This window comes from Limimaricola sp. (assembly GCF_016125575.1).
In the GTDB taxonomy this organism is placed as follows: Bacteria; Pseudomonadota; Alphaproteobacteria; order Rhodobacterales; family Rhodobacteraceae; genus WGLM01.
In genome coordinates this window covers 879495-898322 of the sequence record NZ_WGLM01000004.1, presented here as the reverse complement: position 1 = coordinate 898322, position 18828 = coordinate 879495, and the positions used below count along the sequence as shown (strand labels likewise).

Sequence of the window (18828 nt, the reverse complement as noted above, 5' to 3'; positions counted from 1 at the left end):
ACGGAGGCCAGAGACAAGGTGCCGCCACGCCATCAAGAGGCCAGGACGTTGCGAAACTGCCAAGGGTCGGCCTCGTCGATGTCCTCTGGAAACTGCTGCCAGCGGTGGGCCAGCGGCGTCCAATCGGTGTAGTGCGCCTCGACCGGGCCGAGGTAGGGACGTTGCACCTGCAGACAGCGGACATGGTCCATCTCGTCGGTCTCGACGATGCCCGCGCGGGGGTTCTCCAGCGCCCAGACCATCCCGGCCAACACGGCAGATGTCACCTGCAGACCGGTCGCGTTCTGATAGGGGGCCAGCCGCCGGGCCTCGGCATTGCTCAGGCGCGAGCCGTACCACAAGGCATTACGCGCATGCCCATAAAGCAGCACACCCAACTCGTCACCGCCCTCGACGATCTCGTCGGCATCGAGGATTTCCTGTGTCTCCTGCGGCCGCCCGGCGCCAAACATCTCGTGCAGACTGAGCACCGCATCGTCGCAAGGATGATAGGCGTAATGGCATGTCGGGCGGTAATCTGGCGCGGCCGGATCGCCAACCGTGTAATAGTCGGCGATCGAGATCGCCTCGTTATGGGTCACCAGAAAGCCGAATTGCGGGCCGGGCGTAGGGCACCAGCTATGCACGCGGGTGATCGCGCCGGGCCGGTCCAGCCAGATCGCGGCGCCACAGCCGGACACATGCCGGTGGCCATTTTCGGGAAACCATGTCTCGTGCGTCCCCCAGCCCAGTTCGGCCGGTTGCAGCCCTTCAGAGATGAAACCGTCGACAGACCATGTATTGACGAAGGTGCCGCGCGGACGTGGCTGGCGGCGTGCTTGCGTGTCACGCTCGGCCACATGGATGCCCTTTACACCCAGCCCTTGCATCAGCGCCGCCCAGCCTTCGCGCGTCGACGGGGGCGTCGCGCCCGCGTGGCCGGTATCCTCGGCCAGCCGCAACAGCGCCTCTTTGACGAACCACGACACCATGCCGGGATTTGCCCCACAGCAACTGACAGCCGTCGTCCCTCCGGGATTGGCAGCAGCGATATCGCGCACCGCCTGCCGTAGCCGGTAATTGGTGCGCGCAGCGTTGTCGCCGGTGCTGTCGTAAAATCCGGGCCACGGTTCAACCACTGTATCTATGTAGAGAACGCCGCGCTCTCTGCAGAAATTCATCACGTCAAGAGAACCGACATCGACCGACAGATTCACACAGAACCCGCCATCCTCGCCAAAGACCTCGCCCAGAACCTCACGGTAATTCTCGGGCGTCAGCGCAACCTGAAGGTGCCGATGATGATGTTGCGACAGGAAAAGGTGCGTGGCCGGATCGGGATCGATCACAACCAGCCGCGCGGCGTCATAGTCGAAATGCCGTTCGATCAACGGCAGCGTGCCGCGCCCGATCGAGCCGAAGCCGATGATGACCACCGCGCCTTCGATCCGTCCGTAAAGCGGGTGTGATTGCAGCATGTCTTCCGTGTCCTGACCGATCGGTCACAGATACGCGGCACCCTGCCGGATTGCAAACTTCCACCCTCGGGCAGTTTTCAATTGCCAGAGCCGGCCCGATGGAAATGATCAAGGGATAGTTCGGTCCAGTATTCAGGAAATCTGCTTATGAAACATGTGCTCGCCAGCCTTTTCGCCCTGTTGCCTAGCCTTGCCCACGCCGACTGGCCGGCGCTCGATTGGCGGATGACGATTCAAGGCGACAAGCCGAACTGCATTGCCTGCGGACCGGCCGAGCAAGCACAATTCGACGCCGACAAGCCGAAATATGCGGCTGTCAGGGAATGGACGACGCGCGAAATACGCGAGATCAGCGATTGGATGGGATCGTTCGGTTTCCCCGCGCCCGTGCTGTCGGCGGACGGTCCGCGTCTTTATGTCCAGAACCCTTCAACCTACCTCAGCGCCGACAAGACCTTCTGGCCGAAGACGGCGGGATTCTATTCGAAAGGTCCGATTTTTCTCAACTACGAGTACTTTTTCAACGCCGCGACGACCGCCGCGGTGCCCTTTGCCAGCGACGTCCTTATCGAGAATACCGACACGTTGGCGCATGAACTGTTTCACGGGGTCCAGCAGGCCACCGGATTTTACGCCTCGCCCGAGGACTGGTATCGGGAAGGGATGCCCGCAGCCGTAGGAATTGGCTGGACCGGCCACAAATACACGCCCTATGTGTTTTGGGCCGGCAATTACACCGAACCCCTGCACACGCCATCCGACCCGTATAGTCGCGGCGAGTTCTTCTACTTCCTTGGCAAGGACCTGGGTGCGCGCGACGGAATCGACTACCTTGTTCCCCTGCTTGCCGCCAATCCCGCGGACGGGGCGCACGGGCTGATCTGGTTCGACAACGGCCTTGCGGCGCGGGGCACGCGCCTTTCAGAGGCCTATCCGCAGTTCATCGCCAACCATGCGACCGGTCCGCAGAACTTTGGCCTGCCGGCCGGTGTTGGCGAAATTGCCCCTCGGCCCCGCGTCATGGCCGGCGACCTCAGCGCCGCGGACCGGCGCGAACGGAACGTCGCGGAGGTGGCCGCCGATTACAGCGATGTATCACCCGAGTTCGTGGGCGACTGGGCGATGGTCGAGGACAAGGACCGCTTCTATGCCACCGTCATCTCGATACCCGAGGCCGACCGGATCGAGGACCTGCGGCTGATCGTGGGGACGCGGGTGCTGCCGGGCAAGGCGCGGTTCCTCGCGCCGATGCGGGCCGAGCCGGGGCGGATGCGGCAGCCGTTCAACGTCCGCGTCTCGAACGTGGCCGACGCTCCGGCCACCACCGCCCCGCAAACCTATGTCCTGCGGGCGGAAACGGCAAAGATCGCACTGGTCCTGCCGGCCTGCGTGGAGCCGGGCAAGACCCTGCCGATCGAGGTGGAAAGCCCGCTGGACAAGGCCGATATCGACGAAATCCTGACATTCGCGGACCTGCGGGCCAGCGCCGGCAGCATCGGGCCGGGGCCATCGTTCACCGCGCCGTCCGCGGCCCAGACGGTCAAGGTGCGGGTGACGGCGCCGGGGCTCGATGGCGTCGGCCGCACCCTGGAGATGGGCGAGATCGAGGTCAGCGCCAATTGCATGGTGCAGATGAAGATGCGCGATGTCGTGGCGACCTACACGGCGCGCGACGACTTCACCGAGTTCAGCATCCCCTCCGAAGGGGTGAAGATGTATCTCAAGCCCAACGACGTGGCGGTGCGAGAGGGTGGCCGGTGGGTGCCGTTCCCACCCGGTGCCAAGGCGATGTTCCTGCCAAAGATGAGCGCGATGGCCACCGGCGCGATGGGCGGCACGCTGCTGGATCCTGTGGCGGGGACCGGGCTGGAAGAATTCAGCATGGCCCGGATGCCGCCGATCTATGCCGAGCGGTTTTCCTGGGGCAACCTGCGCCACGGCCTTTTCGACGACGGCCCGCCCACGCGCACGCGGTCGCCCTGCGCCGATGGCACGCCGGGTTGCGCGGCCACCGCCTTTGTCGCGCAGGGGGTCCCGGTGAATGTGCTGTTCGACAAGGCGCTGCGGCCGACTGTGCTGACGTTTCCCGAGGTGACGGTGACCTTTGCCTATGGCGCCTTCCCGATCGGCCGGCCGCCGGGCTGGTAGGGAAACGCAAAAGGGCCGCACCAGCGGTGCGGCCCCCGGAACGACCTGAACGGCCGATCAGTTCTTGGCGTAGAATTCGACGACGAGGTTCGGTTCCATCTGCACCGGGTAGGGCACATCGGCCAGGCTGGGCTGGCGGACGAACGTGGCCTTCATCTTGGAATGGTCAACCTCGAGATAGTCGGGGACATCACGCTCGGGCAACTGGCTGGCGACAAGCACCAGTTCAAGCTGTTTGGACTTCTGGCGGACCTCGATCACGTCGCCTTCCTTCACGCGGTAGGACGGAATGTTGACCGATTGACCGTTGACGGTGACGTGGGCGTGGTTGACGAACTGGCGCGCAGCGAACACCGTCGGCACGAACTTGGCGCGGTAGACCACCGCATCGAGACGGCGCTCCAGCAAGCCGATCAGGTTTTCACCGGTATCGCCCTTGACCCGCTCGGCCTCGGCATAGATGCGGCGGAACTGCTTTTCGGTCAGGTCGCCGTAATAGCCCTTCAGCTTCTGCTTGGCGCGCAGCTGCAGACCAAAGTCGGAAATCTTGGCCTTGCGGCGCTGGCCGTGCTGGCCGGGACCATATTCACGCTTGTTCACCGGGGATTTCGGGCGGCCCCAGATGTTTTCGCCCATCCGGCGGTCGATCTTGTACTTGGCAGAGGTGCGTTTGGTCACCGTCTGATCTCCTTTTGACGTTACAAAAGGGCGTTGTCCTTTGGGCCGAAGCCCCGACAGGCATCCCCTTGCGAGGGCCACCAACACCATGAATGGGCGGCTTATAGAGGCGCGCGCGGCGGAGTCAACATGCTAAAGTTCTGTCTGGTTTGGCTCTTCGTCAGCTTGCCGGGTCTGTCCAGATCAGGCCAGATAACTCCTCGTTTCGCAGCGGTCGGCCGTTGTGGCGCGTGCGTATCATTTGCAGCACCGCAGCAAGATCATCGGCGATCGAGGCAGAATAGACAGCATTGCGGTCAATGTGGTTGGCCAGATCGACGAGCGTCCATGACGGCAGAGACGGCGTAAGTTCCCGCGACCGTTGCAATAGAAGGACCGGCTTGCGCGCTTCGAGTGCCTCGAAGATCACCGCGGTCACGCCTTCGGTCACAACAAGATCGGCCTCTGCGATCAGCGTCGCATGCGAGCCATAGGTCGCGTCGTAGATCCCCTTCTCCGGCGCGATGAGATGAGCGACATCCTCTGGCTTGATGGCAATCAGTTCAGGGACCCTTTTCGCGTTCGCAACGTCAAGAGGCGTTGTCCTTATCCGCAGGTCCATCCGAAAATCATCGAGGCCGGCGATCACGCCCGCCAATGCCTCGATGCAATGATATGTGTCGAAGTCGCTGATCGCCATACCATGAAAACATTCATGCCACGGCAGGTAGTTGGGGGCGAAGAGTACCCGGAAAGGCAAACTTGCGGGAGCTTCAGCGGCTGGAGGGACCAGCCGGACGACCGAGTCTACGACTTGCCACGGAAGCTTGCCCGCGGCCTGAAGCGGCGAGCGGGGGGCGATGACTTTGATCGAGGGGTGGGAATTATAGATCGCGGATGACAGGCGCTCAGCCACGCGGCGCCGGACATCGGGCCCATGCGGCACCATGCAACCGTGGCTCAACATGGTGGTTTCCACCCCCAGATCGCTCAGCGCGCTTGCAAACCCTGCCATCCCCTCGTGCTTGATGAAATTGAAACGGGCCCTTTCGGGCCGTCCGAAATCCGCAACGAAGCGCGCCATCGCGTCCCGATGCGACAGGAAATCGCGCGTGGCCTCTTCGGTCGTCGTTCTGACAAACTCTGCGAGGTCGGGGTCAAGGGCCGTCTCGGGCGCTGTGGCGAAAACGGTGAAAGGAATACGTTGATTCCGATGCACGCAGATCGTGTAGTCCGGCCCAGCAACGCCACCGCGGCGCAGACGTGCATTCTCTAGCAGATCGCTAGGCGTTCTTACGCTGGCCAGGCGCAAGCGAACCTTCCGAGATGGGCCACAGTCATTGCCAAGTTTCGCCCCCGAGGGCGTCCTGAAATCAAGCTCGTAAGGGGCCACGGCACCCGCACGGCGAGGCCCAAATCTGACCGGCAAAGCGGGCAAACGCGCATACCTCAGTTGCCGGCGAAGCGCAGAGCGCGCCGAAACCAAGCCGCGGCGCCAGTCGAACCGGAGAATCTCTGCACCAAGTTCACCGCTGGCGGCGAGCAGTCCGAAGTATTCGAACAAACCCTTGCAAAGAACGCCCAGCAAGGTTGCGCGCAAGTCGTCGGGCAACTCGGGGGACAGCAGCGCCTCGACCCTATCGACGGTCTCCGCCACAAGCTCGAGAACCTGACCGGCCGCTTCGTCTGGGATCAGGTCCGCGCCCGCAATCGCCGGAAGGTCACGCTGCGAAAGCTGGCGATGGATGTGGAAGCTTCCAGCGATCAGGCCGTAGCCACGCGCCACGCAACGACGCGCGGCGCCCAAAGCCGTCCGGTTGTGGATCAGGACGAATGTCCGGCTGAGTTTCATACCCGGTTTTGGAAGGTCCCAAGAATTGGCCCAAATCGAACGGTTGGGACAACAGTATTTCGGTCATCTATCGTTGACCACAGTCCTTGGGAAAGCAAATTGGCGGAATCTGGCCCGCTACCACCCCGCATCGTGGCGCAGGATCGCGGCCTCGCTGATGCTTAGCGGGCGGCGGGCGAAGGCGCCGTAGGCGGACGGGTCGCGCGCGATCTCCGGCAGGCGCGACAACAGGCGGTCACGGTCGTCTGCGCCCATGCCGCCCATCTCGGCGCTGGCCGGGTGAAAGCTTTCGGTTTCGACCCCGTTGGCAAACACCACCTCGTGTTGCGGCAACAACAGGTGGACATAGGTAACTTCACGGCACGACCGGTCGATCTGCACCGCCTGATCGTCGATCAGGTCGCGCGCCGTGACCAGCACCTCATCGGTGTTGAACAGCGCCCTTGCCCGCGGCCCGCGCAGCACCATCCGGTGATCGGGGCTGACAAGCAGGCCGGCATCGGGCACACCGGCATCCAGCGCTCCGGCCCGCAGGCGCACGGGGTAGAGATGCGGCATCACCATCAGCCGCGCGCCACTGACATGGCGCCGACCCAGCCAAAGTATCTCGACACAGCCGTTGTCCTTGGTCTGCACATGGTCGCCCTCGCACAGGCTTGCCACGTCGCGCGGGCCGTCGGCGGTCAACAGCATGGTGCCCGGGGTAAAACAGATCACGCCGCCGGCACGGGGAATGCATTGCGCGCGCAACTCGGAGGCGATGCGCGCCCGAATGACCCAAAGCTCGGTCTCGCGCGGCGGAATGAGGCCGGTGAACATCAAAAGCGGTCTGCGCCCGGCACCCAGCGGCACGAGGGTGATCGTGTAAAGACCCTCTCCGTCGGTCACGTCAAAACTTTGGTCGAACAGGTCGGCGACGGCAAGGTCGGGGGCGGCGGGCGGCGGCGCGACGTCGACGTCGCCCCGCAACCGCCGGACCGATAGCGCTGCGCGCGCCCGGATGTCCGCCATTCCCATCGCATCGCCCAGCGGCAAGACCCCGCTGGGCCCGTCCACGCGCACCGCCTCGCCGGTCCAGCCCCACGATGCGCCCGTGCGCAGGCAATCCAGCGGCGCGGCGCGCAGGCCGTCCAGTTCCGTTTGCGACCAGGAAATGACGAACGTGCCACGAAAGGCCGTTCCCATACCTGTTATCTGCCTCAACTCATGTCCCGCCTCTGACGTGCGGGTTCGATGCGGCATGGTAACAGAGGAGGCGTGTTGCGATCAATACACTTTAAGGTCGACCGCCAACTACCTTGTCAGAAATTGAAATTCAGCTTCAGGGATCCGACGACCTGACCCTCGGGCTGGCCCACGAACTCAGGCGAAAGATAGGTCGCGCCATAGAAGAACGAGACTTTTTCGGCGATCTGCCAGTGTAGGCCGGCCCGCACGCGATAACGTGTGGATTCGGGCGTGATGCCACGGTCAGCGGGATAATAGATGCTGCGGCCAACGCTGGCGAAATCTGCGCCCAGGACATAGCCGAAGCCATTGGGTTGCCCCTCGACGGCGCGGTAGAACTGCCCGGTGGGGACATCGCGCACCAGCATGTCGGTTTGCCCGACCGCGCCGATGATCACGTCAGTGCCCAGTCGAAACAGGTTCTCGACCCCGGCCTGCGCCTCGAAGAACGGGCGCACGGTCAGCCTGTCGTTCAGGCGAAAGTTGTGCCCGACTTCCAAGGTTGCACCAAGTTGCACCTGATTGCCCAGCTGCGTGTCCAGCACGCGCGGCGTCGGCATCGACAGCGCCTTGTGCAGCGCGGTCTGGAAATCACCAAGGCCGGTTTGAGGGCCGATCGCGACAACATCGGCGCCCAGCGCCACTTCCTGCCCCGCAGCCTGGAAATGGGTATGCACACCGAAGCTCAGCGCCCCGACATAGGGCCGGTCGTCCGAGCCGGGACCGTTGAGGTAGCGTGGGGCAATGATCTCGGCGCGAAAGCGGTATTCCAGCAGTTCGCCCGGGGTCGTGGGCAGCGCGCCGTCCCAGCTTTTGCCGCGTATGACGCTGACCGCGTAGGCGCCGCTGCGCCAGCGGTCCATCCCGTCGCCAAGCTGGTCGTTGTCGAAAAGCCGGCCATAACCCAACGTGGTCCGTCCACCGAACCAGCCGTCGGCACGCGCCACGGGTGTGTACAGGAATGCCAACGCCAGCAAAGCGGCGAAAGGAAAGCGCATGGTCGTCTCCGTCTCTGCGCCCCCCGGCACTGATGTCTATAGAAAACCCCGGCCCGGCAGACCAGCGCGAACCGTCCCGCGCGCCAGTCCGTGGACCGGCTATGGCTACAGAGTCACAGGTTGCCGGGCTGGTTCCGGGCGCGGCCTCTGGCATTGGCACGGCCAATCTGCCAGAAGGGGCGCAGTCCCATCGTCCTGATCCGGGTCGCGCCCTTGTCCGCATTCACAATCGCCCGAAGCGCCGTCAGGCTGCGCACCGTGCCGCTGATCGTGGCAACGGCGCTGTTCATGGAAAACCTCGACGCCAGCGTGCTGTCCACCTCGCTGCCGGTGATCGCGGGTGATCTGCATACGGACCCGATCCTGCTGAAACTGGCGCTGACGTCGTACCTGCTGGCGCTGGCGATCTTCATCCCGGCCTCGGGTTGGGCCGCCGACAGGTTCGGCGCGCGCCGGGTGTTTCGCATGGCCATTTCCGTTTTCGCGCTGGGCTCGATCGCCTGCGGGCTGTCCGACACGCTGACGCAATTGGTACTGGCGCGGGTCATGCAGGGCATCGGCGGGTCGATGATGGTGCCGGTGGGCCGGCTGATCGTGCTGCGCGCGACGGAGAAGTCCGGCCTTGTTGCGGCGCTGGCCTGGCTGACGGTGCCGGCGCTGATGGGGCCGGTGATGGGCCCGCCGCTGGGCGGCTTCATCACCACCTATTTCCACTGGCGCTGGATCTTTTGGATCAACATCCCGATCGCGGTCCTTGGCATCGTGCTGGTTAGCGTCTTCATCCCGCGCCTGCCGCCCGGCCCCAGGGTCACCTTCGACGCGGTCGGGTTCCTGATGATCGGGCCGGGGCTTGCCGCGTTTCTGACCGGGCTGACGATGGCCGGCCTGTCGATCGCCACGCCCGCGATGGTGGCCGCGCTGACGCTGGGGGGCCTTGCGCTGATCGTCGCCTACGTGCGCCACAGCTTTCGCGTGGCCGTGCCGCTGGTCGATCTGCGGCTGCTGGCGCTGCCCAGTTTCCGCATCGCCGCGGCTGGCGGCGCGATGTTCCGGTCGGGCGGCGGCGCAATGCCCTTCCTGCTGCCGCTGATGTTCCAGCTGGGGTTCGGGTTGTCGGCCTTCCAGTCGGGGATGATGACCTTCGCGACCGGGGCGGGCGCGATGCTGATGAAATTCACCGCGCAACCGATCCTGCAGCGCTGGGGCTTTCGCCGGGTGCTGACGGTCAACGCGCTGATCGCGGGCCTTTTCCTGCTTTCGCCCGCCTTCTTCACCGCGCAAACGCCCTATGCGCTGATGGTCGTGGTGCTGTTCGTGGGTGGGGTCAGCCGCTCGTTGCAGTTCACCGCAAGCAACGCGATGGCCTATGCCGAGGTGGACGCCGCGCGACTGTCGAGCGCGACCAGCTTCAACGCGGTGCTGCAACAGTTGTCGAGCACCGTCGGCATCACGCTGGCGGCCTTCGGGCTGGAGACGGCACAAAGGATCTTCGGCGGCGCGTCCCTTTCGGCGGTGCATTTCCCGCTGGTCTTCGCGATGGTGGGGCTTGTCGCGTCGGGGTCCGCGCTGTGGTTCGCGCGGCTCGGTCCCGAGGCCGATGGCGCGCTTCTGGCCCAGCGGGGCTGAGGGCCGGGGCGCGGATTCCCGACAGGACGATTTGCTGATATGTCCATCCCGTGAACAATCGGGAGGAGACCGCCATGTCCAAGCTCGAGACCGCGTATGCGGGCTGGCGCCGCGCGGCCGAGGCCCTTGATGCGGCAACATGCGCGGCTCAGGGGCTCAGCCCAGTGGAGCGGCGGGCGCTGGTGCAGGTGCTGGACGCGCCCTGCGCCTCGGGCGAGTTGGCACGACGTGTCGGCCTGACCCGCGCCGGCGTCACCGCCCTGATCGACCGGCTGGAGACAAGAGGGCTGGTTTTGCGGCAGCCCGATCCGGCCGACCGTCGCAAGATCTACATCGCGCCGACCGAGGGGGCCCGCAGCCTGATCGACACCGCCGAGGAGCCGCTACGCACCGCTTTGGCCCGGCTGGCCAGCGAGATGACCAAGGACGAACGCAAGGCCGTGACCCGTTTCCTGACCGCAATGGCAGAGGCGACCGAGATAGCCAATCAACTGGCCGTTCAGCCGCACTTGGAATAGCCGCAATTGCCGCATGTGGCGCAGCCTTCGACCATGTGCAGGTCATAGCTGCCGCAGCTGGCGCAGGCCTTGCCGCGCTTGCCGGGCAGCGTCACAACCTCGGCCTTCGGGTCTGATTTCAGGGCCATCCCCTCGCCCGCGATAAAGCCGATCTGGATCATGTGCTTCTCGATCACGCCACCGATCGCGGCGAGGATCGAGGGAATGTAGCGCCCTTCCATCCACGCGCCGCCGCGCGGATCGAACACTGCCTTGAGCTCTTCCACGACAAAGGACACGTCGCCACCGCGCCGGAAGACCGCGCTGATCATCCGCGTCAGGGCGACCGTCCAGGCGAAATGCTCCATGTTCTTGGAGTTGATGAACACCTCGAAGGGCCGGCGCTGGCCGTTCACGATCAGGTCGTTGATGGTGATGTAGATGGCGTGTTCGCTGTCGGGCCACTTCAGCTTGTAGGTGGTCCCCTCAAGCTCCTGCGGCCGGTCGAGCGGTTCGGTCATGTAGATGACGCTGTCGTCGTGCGCCACGGGCGTCTTGACCGGCTGTGCGGCAGGGGCCGCTTCCGCCGGTTTCTCGCTGACGCTCAACACGCTCCCCGTCACGTCATTCGGCCGGTAGGTGGTGCAGCCTTTGCAGCCCTGGTCCCACGCGGCCATGTACACGTCCTTGAAATCTTCGAAGGAGATGTCTTCGGGACAGTTGATGGTCTTGGAGATGGACGAATCCACCCATTTCTGCGCCGCCGCCTGCATGCGAACATGCTCCAGCGGGCTCAGCGTCTGGGCGTTGACGAAATGGTCGGGCAGCGGTTCGTCACCCTTGATCTGGCGCCACATCTGCACCGCGTAATCGACGACCTCTTCCTCGGTCTTCGTCCCGTCCTTCTGCAGCACCTTGCGCGTGTAGGCATGCGCAAAAACCGGCTCGATCCCGGAACTGACGTTGCCGGCGTATAGGCTGATCGTGCCGGTGGGGGCGATCGAGGTCAGCAGCGCGTTGCGGATGCCGTGTTCGGCGATGGCCGCGCGTACGTCGGCATCCATGTGCTGCATCGCGCCGGAGGCCAGGAACTTTTCGGCATCGAAAAGCGGAAAAGGCCCCTTCTCGCGCGCGATTTCAACCGATGCCATGTAGGCCGCCCGCGCGATGCGGTGCATCCACGCCTCGGTCTGCGTCGCCGCGGCCTCGGTCCCGTAGCGCAAGCCCAGCATGATCAGGGCATCGGCAAGCCCGGTCACACCCAGCCCGATGCGGCGCTTGGCCTTCGCCTCGGCCTGCTGCTGCGGCAGGGGAAAGCCGCTGGCATCGACGACGTTGTCCATCATGCGCACAGCGGTCGCGACAAGGTCGTCCAGCGCATCCTCGTCCAGCCGCGCCCCGGGGCCGAACGGGGCATCCACCAGCCGCGCCATGTTGACCGATCCCAGCAGGCAGGCGCCGTAGGGCGGCAGGGGCTGTTCGCCGCAGGGGTTGGTGGCCGCGATCGTCTCGCAATAGTTCAGGTTGTTCATCGCGTTGATGCGGTCGATGAAGATCACCCCCGGCTCGGCCACCTCATAGGTGGACCGCATGATCCGGTCCCACAACTCGCGCGCCTGCACCGTGCGATAGACCTTGCCGTCAAACCGCAACTCCCACGGCCCGTCGGCCTTGACCGCGGCCATGAAAGGGTCTGTCACCAGCACGCTCATGTTGAACATGCGCAGGCGGGCCGGGTCGGATTTGGCGGTGATGAACGCCTCGATATCGGGGTGATCGCAGCGCATGGTGGCCATCATCGCGCCGCGCCGGCTGCCCGCCGACATGATGGTGCGGCACATCGCGTCCCAGACATCCATGAAGCTGAGCGGCCCGCTGGCATCGGCGGCTACGCCGTGCACCGCGGCGCCCTTGGGCCGGATCGTGCTGAAATCATAGCCGATCCCGCCGCCCTGCTGCATGGTCAGCGCGGCTTCTTTCAGCGCCTCGAAGATGCCGCCCATGCTGTCGGGGACGGTGCCCATGACGAAGCAGTTGAACAGCGTCACCGTGCGCGCTGTGCCCGCGCCGGCGGTGATGCGGCCCGCAGGCAGAAACCGGAAATCCTCCAGCGCGGCAAAGAACCGCTCTTCCCAAGCGGCTGGATCGGTTTCGACCGCCGCCATGGACCGGGCGATGCGGCGCCATGTATCCTCGATGGTCGTATCGATGGGCGTGCCGTCGGCAGCGCGAAACCGATACTTCATGTCCCAGATCTGTTCGGCGATCGGCGCGGCAAAACGGGTCATGCGGGTGTCCTGTGGCTGGGGCAGGCAGCCAGACTAGGCTGCGCGCACTGTCCGGTCAAACCGAAAAGGCAGTACGGAAGGGCTGGCAGAATCGTTAACGCGCGCTACTTTACCATACAAGATATGGGGTGAACAATTGAAGAACACCGTGCATCTGGTGAAGCTTTCGGTCGGGACCGAGGATGTAGCCGATCTTGCCGACTGGCAGAAACAGCCGCGCGCGCAGACGGCCGACGGCCTGCCGCGCCACGTCACGCGGATGTGGCCCGCGCGCGAGGCCGAGGTGCTGAACGGCGGCTCGATCTACTGGGTGATCAAGGGCTCGATCCTGTGCCGCCAAGGTATCGTGCGGCTGGACGAGGTGACGGGCGGCGACGGCATCCGCCGCTGCGCCATCGTGCTGGACCCGACGATTGTGCGCGTCACGCCGGTCTTGCGCCGCCCGTTTCAGGGCTGGCGCTATCTGCCCGTGGACGAAGCCCCGCGCGACTTGACGCGCGCCAAGGCCAACGAAGACGCCCTGCCCCCAGCCCTGTCAGCCGCGCTGGCCGAGATCGGGGTGCTGTAGATTTTGCGGCAGACAGGTGGTGCGCGCTATGGAATGTTCGACCTCGGGAGGAAACCATCATGCACATCTACCGCAGCCCGCTGCCAGATATTCCGCTGACAGATCAAACCATCACCCAGAGGGTCTTTGCCGGGCTGGAAAACCGCCCCGATGAGGTCGTGCTGATCGACGGCCCGACCGGACGCAGCCTGACAGCGGCAGACGTGATGGACCATGTGCGGCGGCTGGCGGGCGGGCTGGGCGCGCGGGGCATGGGCGCGGGGCACACGATTGCGCTGATGGCGCCCAACATCCCCGAATATTGCACCGTTTTCCATGCCATCGCATGGGCCGGCGGTACGGTGACGACGATCAACCCAACCTATACCGCGCATGAGGTGCGCCACCAGCTGACCGATGCCGGGGCCGAGATGCTGGTGACGATCCCGGCTTTCCTCGACACCGCGCGCGAGGCGATCGAGGGCACTGGCGTGACCGAGATCGTGGTGATCGGCGAGGCCGAGGGGGCCACGCCCCTTGCCGCGCTGATGGGCGATCCGCAAATGGAGCAGGCCCCGGTCGATATCGACCGCCATATCGTCGTGCTGCCCTATTCCTCGGGCACCACAGGCCTGCCCAAGGGCGTGAAGCTGACCCATCGCAACATGGTGGTGAACGTCGACCAGACCATCGCCGCGATCGACTATCGCCCCGGCGAGGTGACGGCGGCCTTCCTGCCCTTCTTCCACATCTACGGGATGACGGTGCTGATGAATATCGGGCTGGGCGGGGGCGGCGTGGGCGTGACGATGCCGCGTTTCGACCTCGAGCTTTTCCTGCGCATCAACCAGGACCACAAGAGCCGCCGAATGATCCTTGTGCCGCCGGTGGCGCTGGCACTGGCCAAGCATCCGCTGGTCGACCAGTTCGACCTGTCGGCGGTCGAGATCGTGTTTTCCGGCGCGGCGCCGCTGGGTGCGGAACTGAGCAACGCAGTGGCGGCGCGGCTGAACTGCCTGTCGATGCAGGGCTACGGCATGACCGAGCTTAGCCCCGTCTCGCATGCCAGCCACCCCGGCGCGCACAAGCCCGGCAGCGCGGGCAAACTGGTGCCGAACGCGCTGGCACGCATCGTCGATCCCGAAACCGGGCAGGACCAGGGCCCGGGTGCAGAGGGCGAGCTGTGGGTGAAAGGCCCGATGGTGATGACGGGCTACCTCAACAACCCCGCCGCCACCGCCGAGACGATCGACGCCGATGGCTGGCTGCATACCGGCGACATCGGCTACGTCGATGACGAGGGCTACCTCTTCATCGTCGACCGGCTGAAGGAACTGATCAAGTACAAGGGCTTTCAGGTGCCCCCGGCCGAGGTCGAGGCCGCGCTGGTGGCGATGCCCGGCATCACCGATGCCGCCGTCGTGGGCCTGCCCGACCCGGAGGCGGGCGAATTGCCGATGGCCTTCGTGGTGCGGGCCGAGGGCGGGCCGGACCCCGAGGCGATCAACGCCCATCTCGGCCGGGAACTGGCCCATTACAAGCAGTTGCACCGGATCGACTTCGTCGACGCGATCCCCAAATCCGCCTCGGGCAAGATCCTGAGGCGGCTGCTGCGTGATCAGCTAAGGGCCGAAGGCTGAAAGCGGCAGGGCCGGGCCACCCCGGCCCTGCCGCCGATGTCTACTTGGCCTTCTTGGACCCGAGTTGCACGGTGTCCTTGCCGGCCATCGTGTTGGCGGTCGCCAGAACCTTCGGCTTTTCCTGCTTTGGTTTCTTGGCTTCCTTGTTGCCGTGTTGCTTGTCGCCTTTTCCCATGATCTCGCTCTCCAGACGGGCCCGCGGGCCCGGTGACATGACGTGACAAACCGCGCCCGGACATCGGACGCGGATAACCTGTTCAGGGAAAATCAGGGTTGCCTGACGGAAACGCCTCAGGGCGATGATCTCGACTGGACAGAGGCGGCGACCTGCCGCCTCATATCTCAACCTATGCCCGGCCTCTCGGCCTTTCAAGCATCCGCCGCAAGTCCCAGCCGCGCCCGCAGCCCGTTCAGGACCGCACGGTCGGCCTCGCTCCAGACCGCGTCGCGCGCGGCGAAAAGCGTGGCCTGGCTGGCGTGGATCAGGCCATCGGCCAGCACCTTCAGGCCGTTGGCGCGCAGCGTCTCGCCGGTCGAGGTGATGTCGGCGATCGCCTCGGCGGTCTCGTTCTTCACCGTGCCCTCGGTCGCGCCCTGGCTGTCGATCAGCTGGTAATCGGCCACGCCATGTTCGCGCAGGAACTCGCGCACGAGGCGGTGATACTTCGTGGCAATCCGCAGGCGAAAGCCGTGGCGCGCGCGGAACGCGGCCGCCGCCGCATCGAGATCGTCCAGAGTATCGACATCGACCCAGGCCTGCGGCACCGCGACGACAAGGTCGGCATGGCCAAAGCCCATCGGCGCCAGTTCCGTGCAATGAAACGTCCAGTTGCCGATCTTCTCGCGCACCAGGTCCGAGCCCGTCACGCCAAGGTGAATGCGCCCCGCCGCCAGTTCGCGCGGAATCTCGCCCGCGCTGAGCAGCACCAGTTCCACACCCTCGATGCCGTCCACGGCGCCGGCATATTCCCGGTCCGACCCGGTCCGGCTAAGGCGCACGCCCCGGCTCCCGAACCAGTCGAAGCACTGTTCCATCAGCCGCCCCTTGGACGGCACGCCCAGCTTCACGCTCATGCCGCGTCCCCCCGCAGCCGCACCACCAGTTCCGGCCGGATCACCCCGCCCACCGCCGGCACGGCCCGGCCGCGCCCCAGCACAGCCGTCAGCGCGTCATAGCGACCGCCCGAGGCGACGGGGGGCAGGTCGGGGCGCACCTCGGCCATGAAGCCGAAAACGAACCCGTCGTAATATTCCAGCGCGGTCCGGCCAAAACTGCCCTCGAAGCCCAACTGGTCCACCGCCACGCCCCGCGCCTCCAGCGCGGCCAGCCGTTCGGCAAAGCGCGCGACAGCCGGGCCGATGGCGGGCATCCGCACCGCGATCTCTTCCAGCGCCGTCAATGCCAGCGGCAGCGGCGCCTTGAGCGAGAGCAGCGCATCAAGCCGCGCCCGTTCATCCTGCGACAACGGCGGCGCGGCGGCATCTTCGCGCAGCGCCTCCACCCGCGCGGCAATCTCGTCGCGCCCGCGCAGGCCAATCTCGGGGCCCGCCCCGGCAAAGGGGTCGGCCGCGGCCAGCAGCGCGGCCCGGCTGGGCGGCACCGGCGTCAGCCCGCAGAACCGGTCGAGAAGCGCGCGGAACCGCTTCGGCCGCCAGATGTGACGCGCCAGCGCCGCCTTGCGCGCCGCCGTCGTCTCCAGCCCGCCGACAGCCGCCGCAAGGATGCCGATATCGCCCGTCGCCGCGCGCAACGGCAGCCCGGCCAGCGCACCGGCGATCTCGGCAAAAACCTCGGCATCGGCGCGGGCCGGCGCCTGCCCGTCGAACACCTCGTAGCCCGCCTGCAGGTATTCCACCGGGCGGCTTTCGTCGGTCTCCTGCTTGCGGAACACCTCGCCCGCGTAGGTATAGCGGGCGGGTTCGGCCTGCGCCTCCATGTGCATCTGCACCACCGGCACGGTGAAGTCGGGCCGCAGCATCAACTCGCCGCGCAGCGGGTCGGCGGTGACGTAGGCGCGGGCGCGAATGTCCTCGCCGTAAAGGTCCAGCAGCGTGTCGGCGGGCTGCAGGATGTCGGCCTCGACCGGCACCGCGCCCGCGGCACGAAATAGCGCTGTCAGCCGCGCCGCCTCGTCCCGTGCAGCCGCGGAAATGGTCATCCGCGCGGCCCGTCGCTGCCCTGCCCGTCCAGGATGGCGCGCACCCGCGCCACCAGATCGGCGCGCGGCACCTCGTATTGGCTCGGGCGGTCCTTCCATTCCTCCAGGCTGGCGTTCCGGGCAATCTCGGCGCCAAGGATCAGGTCCTTGATCTGCACTACGCCGCGCGCCGCCTCGTCTGCCCCCGCGATCACCGCCACCGGGCTGCCGCGCTTGTCGGCATATTTCAACTGGTTGCCGAAGTTCTTGGGATTGCCGAGGTAAAGCTCGGCGCGGATGCCCGCGCTGCGCAACTCCGCCACCATGCCCATGTACTCGGCCATCCGCTCGCGATCCATCACCGTCACCACCACCGGCCCCGTCGCCGCCTGCCCGCCGATCCGCCCCTTGGCGCGCAGCGCGGCCAGCAACCTGTCCACCCCGATGGAAATGCCCGTCGCCGGCACTTCCTGCCCGGTGAACCGCTTCACCAGGTCGTCATAACGCCCGCCCCCCGCGACCGAGCCGAACTGCCGCGGCCGCCCGTCCTCGTCGGTGATCTCGAAGGTCAGCTCCGCCTCGAAGACCGGGCCGGTGTAGTAACCGAGGCCGCGCACGACCGAGGGGTCGATGACGATACGATCGGAGCTGTAGCCTTGCGCCTCCAACAATTCCGCGATCTGTTTGAGTTCGTTTACACCATTACCGCCGACCTCACTGCCGCGAACCAGCCCGGCAAGGTGCTCAAGGACGGATACATTCCAGACAGAGCCAAAATCTTCCCGCTGCGTTACCTCGCTACTCTTGGGACGATTGCCCTGGGCCGCTGCACCACGTCGCAGGTAATCGGCTTCTCTCGGACTAGTGCCAATCGAATTGAAGAGCGATTTCCGAACGAAATCGTTAGCACTTACAAAGCCCATGACAACCTCGGCCTGTTCGTCCGACAGCCCTGCGCCCTTGGTGAAATCGCCGCTTTCGTCCTTGCGGCCCTCGCCCAGAAGGGCGCGCACGCCCTGCGCCCCCAACCGGTCCAGCTTGTCGATGGCGCGCAGCACGATGCCGCGCTCACGCGCGAACTTTTCCGGGTCGGCGGGATCGAGCACGCCCGCCACCTCCATCACCCCGTTCAGCACCTTGCGGTTGTTGACCTTGACGACGTAATCGCCGGCCAGACCCAGATCCTCGAACACATCCGCCAGCATGGCGCAGATCTCGGCATCGGCGGCCACGCTGGCCGCCCCCACCGTATCGGCATCGCATTGATAGAACTGGCGGAACCGCCCCGGCCCCGGCTTCTCGTTGCGCCAGACCGGGCCCATCGCATAGCGGCGATAGGGCGTGGGCAGGTCGTTGCGGTGCTGGGCATAGACGCGGGCCAGCGGTGCGGTCAGGTCATAGCGCAGCGCCAGCCAGTCGCCCCGGTCCTTCTCGTCAAATTCCTGCCAGGCAAAGACGCCCTCGTTCGGGCGGTCCACGTCGGGCAGGAACTTGCCCAGCGCCTCGACCGTTTCCACCGCGCTCGTCTCCAGCGCGTCGAAGCCGTAGCGATGATAGACCGCCGCGATCTTCGCCAGCATCTCGGCACGCTCGGTCACTTCCGCGCCGAAATAATCGCGGAACCCTTTCGGCGTTTCCGCCTTCGGGCGCGGTGTCTTCTTGTCCTTGGCCATCTGCGGTCCCCGGCGCTGCAATCGCGCCTGCCTTTAACGCGCCCCGCGCCCAAGGGCAACGAGGGCCCTGCGGCTTCATC

15 protein-coding genes are annotated in these 18828 nt (G+C 65.6%); 5 read left to right on the top strand and 10 right to left on the bottom strand.

All coding sequences use genetic code 11. The features are described from left to right. Window positions 1-32: 32 nt before the first annotated feature. Window positions 33-1457, bottom strand: coding sequence for a saccharopine dehydrogenase NADP-binding domain-containing protein (locus tag GC146_RS11255; RefSeq protein WP_291838261.1), 1425 nt, complete (start codon window positions 1455-1457; stop codon window positions 33-35). Window positions 1458-1604: 147 nt separating this feature from the next. Between GC146_RS11255 and GC146_RS11250 the strand changes: the two genes are divergently transcribed. Further along, window positions 1605-3605, top strand: coding sequence for a hypothetical protein (locus tag GC146_RS11250; protein WP_291838258.1), 2001 nt, complete (start codon window positions 1605-1607; stop codon window positions 3603-3605). A gap of 57 nt (window positions 3606-3662) precedes the next feature. On the opposite strand, the gene rpsD is transcribed toward GC146_RS11250, so the two are convergent. The 4 genes from rpsD to GC146_RS11230 form a co-directional block, all read right to left on the bottom strand. Beyond that, the gene (gene rpsD, locus GC146_RS11245; RefSeq protein ID WP_291838255.1) at window positions 3663-4283 is read right to left on the bottom strand and encodes a 30S ribosomal protein S4; all 621 of its coding nucleotides are present in this window, start codon (window positions 4281-4283) and stop codon (window positions 3663-3665) included. 160 nt (window positions 4284-4443) lie between these two features. After that, a complete protein-coding gene (locus GC146_RS11240) occupies window positions 4444-6114 on the bottom strand; it encodes a hypothetical protein (protein WP_291838253.1) in 1671 nt (556 codons plus the stop codon). 117 nt (window positions 6115-6231) lie between these two features. Beyond that, window positions 6232-7299, bottom strand: coding sequence for a Hint domain-containing protein (locus GC146_RS11235; protein WP_291838537.1), 1068 nt, complete (start codon window positions 7297-7299; stop codon window positions 6232-6234). A 116-nt stretch (window positions 7300-7415) separates the two neighbouring features. Further along, on the bottom strand, window positions 7416-8339 hold the full coding sequence (locus GC146_RS11230) for a lipid A-modifier LpxR family protein (RefSeq protein WP_291838250.1): 924 nt from the start codon (window positions 8337-8339) through the stop codon (window positions 7416-7418). Window positions 8340-8552: 213 nt separating this feature from the next. On the opposite strand from GC146_RS11230, the gene GC146_RS11225 reads away from it, so the two are divergent. Then, window positions 8553-9965 carry an MFS transporter gene (locus GC146_RS11225; RefSeq protein ID WP_291838247.1) on the top strand — a complete coding sequence of 471 codons (1413 nt, stop codon included), beginning with the start codon at window positions 8553-8555 and terminating at the stop codon, window positions 9963-9965. A gap of 74 nt (window positions 9966-10039) precedes the next feature. Further along, window positions 10040-10483: a MarR family transcriptional regulator gene (locus GC146_RS11220; protein ID WP_291838244.1), complete on the top strand. Its 444-nt coding sequence runs from the start codon at window positions 10040-10042 to the stop codon at window positions 10481-10483. Here the strand turns inward: GC146_RS11220 and GC146_RS11215 are convergent. Then, window positions 10465-12750, bottom strand: coding sequence for an adenosylcobalamin-dependent ribonucleoside-diphosphate reductase (locus GC146_RS11215; RefSeq protein ID WP_291838241.1), 2286 nt, complete (start codon window positions 12748-12750; stop codon window positions 10465-10467). The genes GC146_RS11220 and GC146_RS11215 overlap by 19 nt on opposite strands. Window positions 12751-12886: 136 nt before the next feature. Here GC146_RS11215 and GC146_RS11210 point away from each other — a divergent pair, with 136 nt between their 5' ends. Then, window positions 12887-13318 carry a DUF1489 domain-containing protein gene (locus tag GC146_RS11210; protein ID WP_291838238.1) on the top strand — a complete coding sequence of 144 codons (432 nt, stop codon included), beginning with the start codon at window positions 12887-12889 and terminating at the stop codon, window positions 13316-13318. A gap of 59 nt (window positions 13319-13377) precedes the next feature. Then, on the top strand, window positions 13378-14937 hold the full coding sequence (locus tag GC146_RS11205; RefSeq protein WP_291838235.1) for an AMP-binding protein: 1560 nt from the start codon (window positions 13378-13380) through the stop codon (window positions 14935-14937). Window positions 14938-14977: 40 nt separating this feature from the next. Here GC146_RS11205 and GC146_RS11200 read toward each other — a convergent pair whose 3' ends face one another. From GC146_RS11200 to hisS, 4 genes are all read right to left on the bottom strand, one after another. Beyond that, complete coding sequence (locus GC146_RS11200; protein ID WP_291838232.1) at window positions 14978-15151, bottom strand: hypothetical protein; 174 nt, start codon at window positions 15149-15151, stop codon at window positions 14978-14980. A 155-nt stretch (window positions 15152-15306) separates the two neighbouring features. Next, window positions 15307-16011: an ATP phosphoribosyltransferase gene (hisG, locus tag GC146_RS11195; RefSeq protein WP_291838230.1), complete on the bottom strand. Its 705-nt coding sequence runs from the start codon at window positions 16009-16011 to the stop codon at window positions 15307-15309. Then, window positions 16008-17096, bottom strand: a complete 1089-nt coding sequence (locus GC146_RS11190; protein WP_291838227.1) for an ATP phosphoribosyltransferase regulatory subunit — start codon at window positions 17094-17096, stop codon at window positions 16008-16010. Before GC146_RS11190 ends, hisG begins: the two co-directional genes overlap by 4 nt. Then, complete coding sequence (hisS, locus tag GC146_RS11185) at window positions 17093-18748, bottom strand: histidine--tRNA ligase (RefSeq protein WP_291838224.1); 1656 nt, start codon at window positions 18746-18748, stop codon at window positions 17093-17095. Before hisS ends, GC146_RS11190 begins: the two co-directional genes overlap by 4 nt. Window positions 18749-18828: the final 80 nt, after the last annotated feature.

What these genes read in the sequence shown, in the direction of transcription:
- GC146_RS11240 (WP_291838253.1), bottom strand. Translation starts at nt 6,114, where the DNA reads ATGAAACTCAGCCGGACATTCGTCCTGATCCACAACCGGACGGCTTTG.
- hisG (WP_291838230.1), bottom strand. Translation starts at nt 16,011, where the DNA reads ATGAGCGTGAAGCTGGGCGTGCCGTCCAAGGGGCGGCTGATGGAACAG.
- GC146_RS11255 (WP_291838261.1), bottom strand. Translation starts at nt 1,457, where the DNA reads ATGCTGCAATCACACCCGCTTTACGGACGGATCGAAGGCGCGGTGGTC.
- GC146_RS11230 (WP_291838250.1), bottom strand. Translation starts at nt 8,339, where the DNA reads ATGCGCTTTCCTTTCGCCGCTTTGCTGGCGTTGGCATTCCTGTACACA.
- GC146_RS11235 (WP_291838537.1), bottom strand. Translation starts at nt 7,299, where the DNA reads ATGGGAACGGCCTTTCGTGGCACGTTCGTCATTTCCTGGTCGCAAACG.
- GC146_RS11190 (WP_291838227.1), bottom strand. Translation starts at nt 17,096, where the DNA reads ATGACCATTTCCGCGGCTGCACGGGACGAGGCGGCGCGGCTGACAGCG.
- GC146_RS11220 (WP_291838244.1), top strand. Translation starts at nt 10,040, where the DNA reads ATGTCCAAGCTCGAGACCGCGTATGCGGGCTGGCGCCGCGCGGCCGAG.
- hisS (WP_291838224.1), bottom strand. Translation starts at nt 18,748, where the DNA reads ATGGCCAAGGACAAGAAGACACCGCGCCCGAAGGCGGAAACGCCGAAA.
- GC146_RS11205 (WP_291838235.1), top strand. Translation starts at nt 13,378, where the DNA reads ATGCACATCTACCGCAGCCCGCTGCCAGATATTCCGCTGACAGATCAA.
- GC146_RS11215 (WP_291838241.1), bottom strand. Translation starts at nt 12,750, where the DNA reads ATGACCCGTTTTGCCGCGCCGATCGCCGAACAGATCTGGGACATGAAG.
- GC146_RS11250 (WP_291838258.1), top strand. Translation starts at nt 1,605, where the DNA reads ATGAAACATGTGCTCGCCAGCCTTTTCGCCCTGTTGCCTAGCCTTGCC.
- GC146_RS11200 (WP_291838232.1), bottom strand. Translation starts at nt 15,151, where the DNA reads ATGTCACCGGGCCCGCGGGCCCGTCTGGAGAGCGAGATCATGGGAAAA.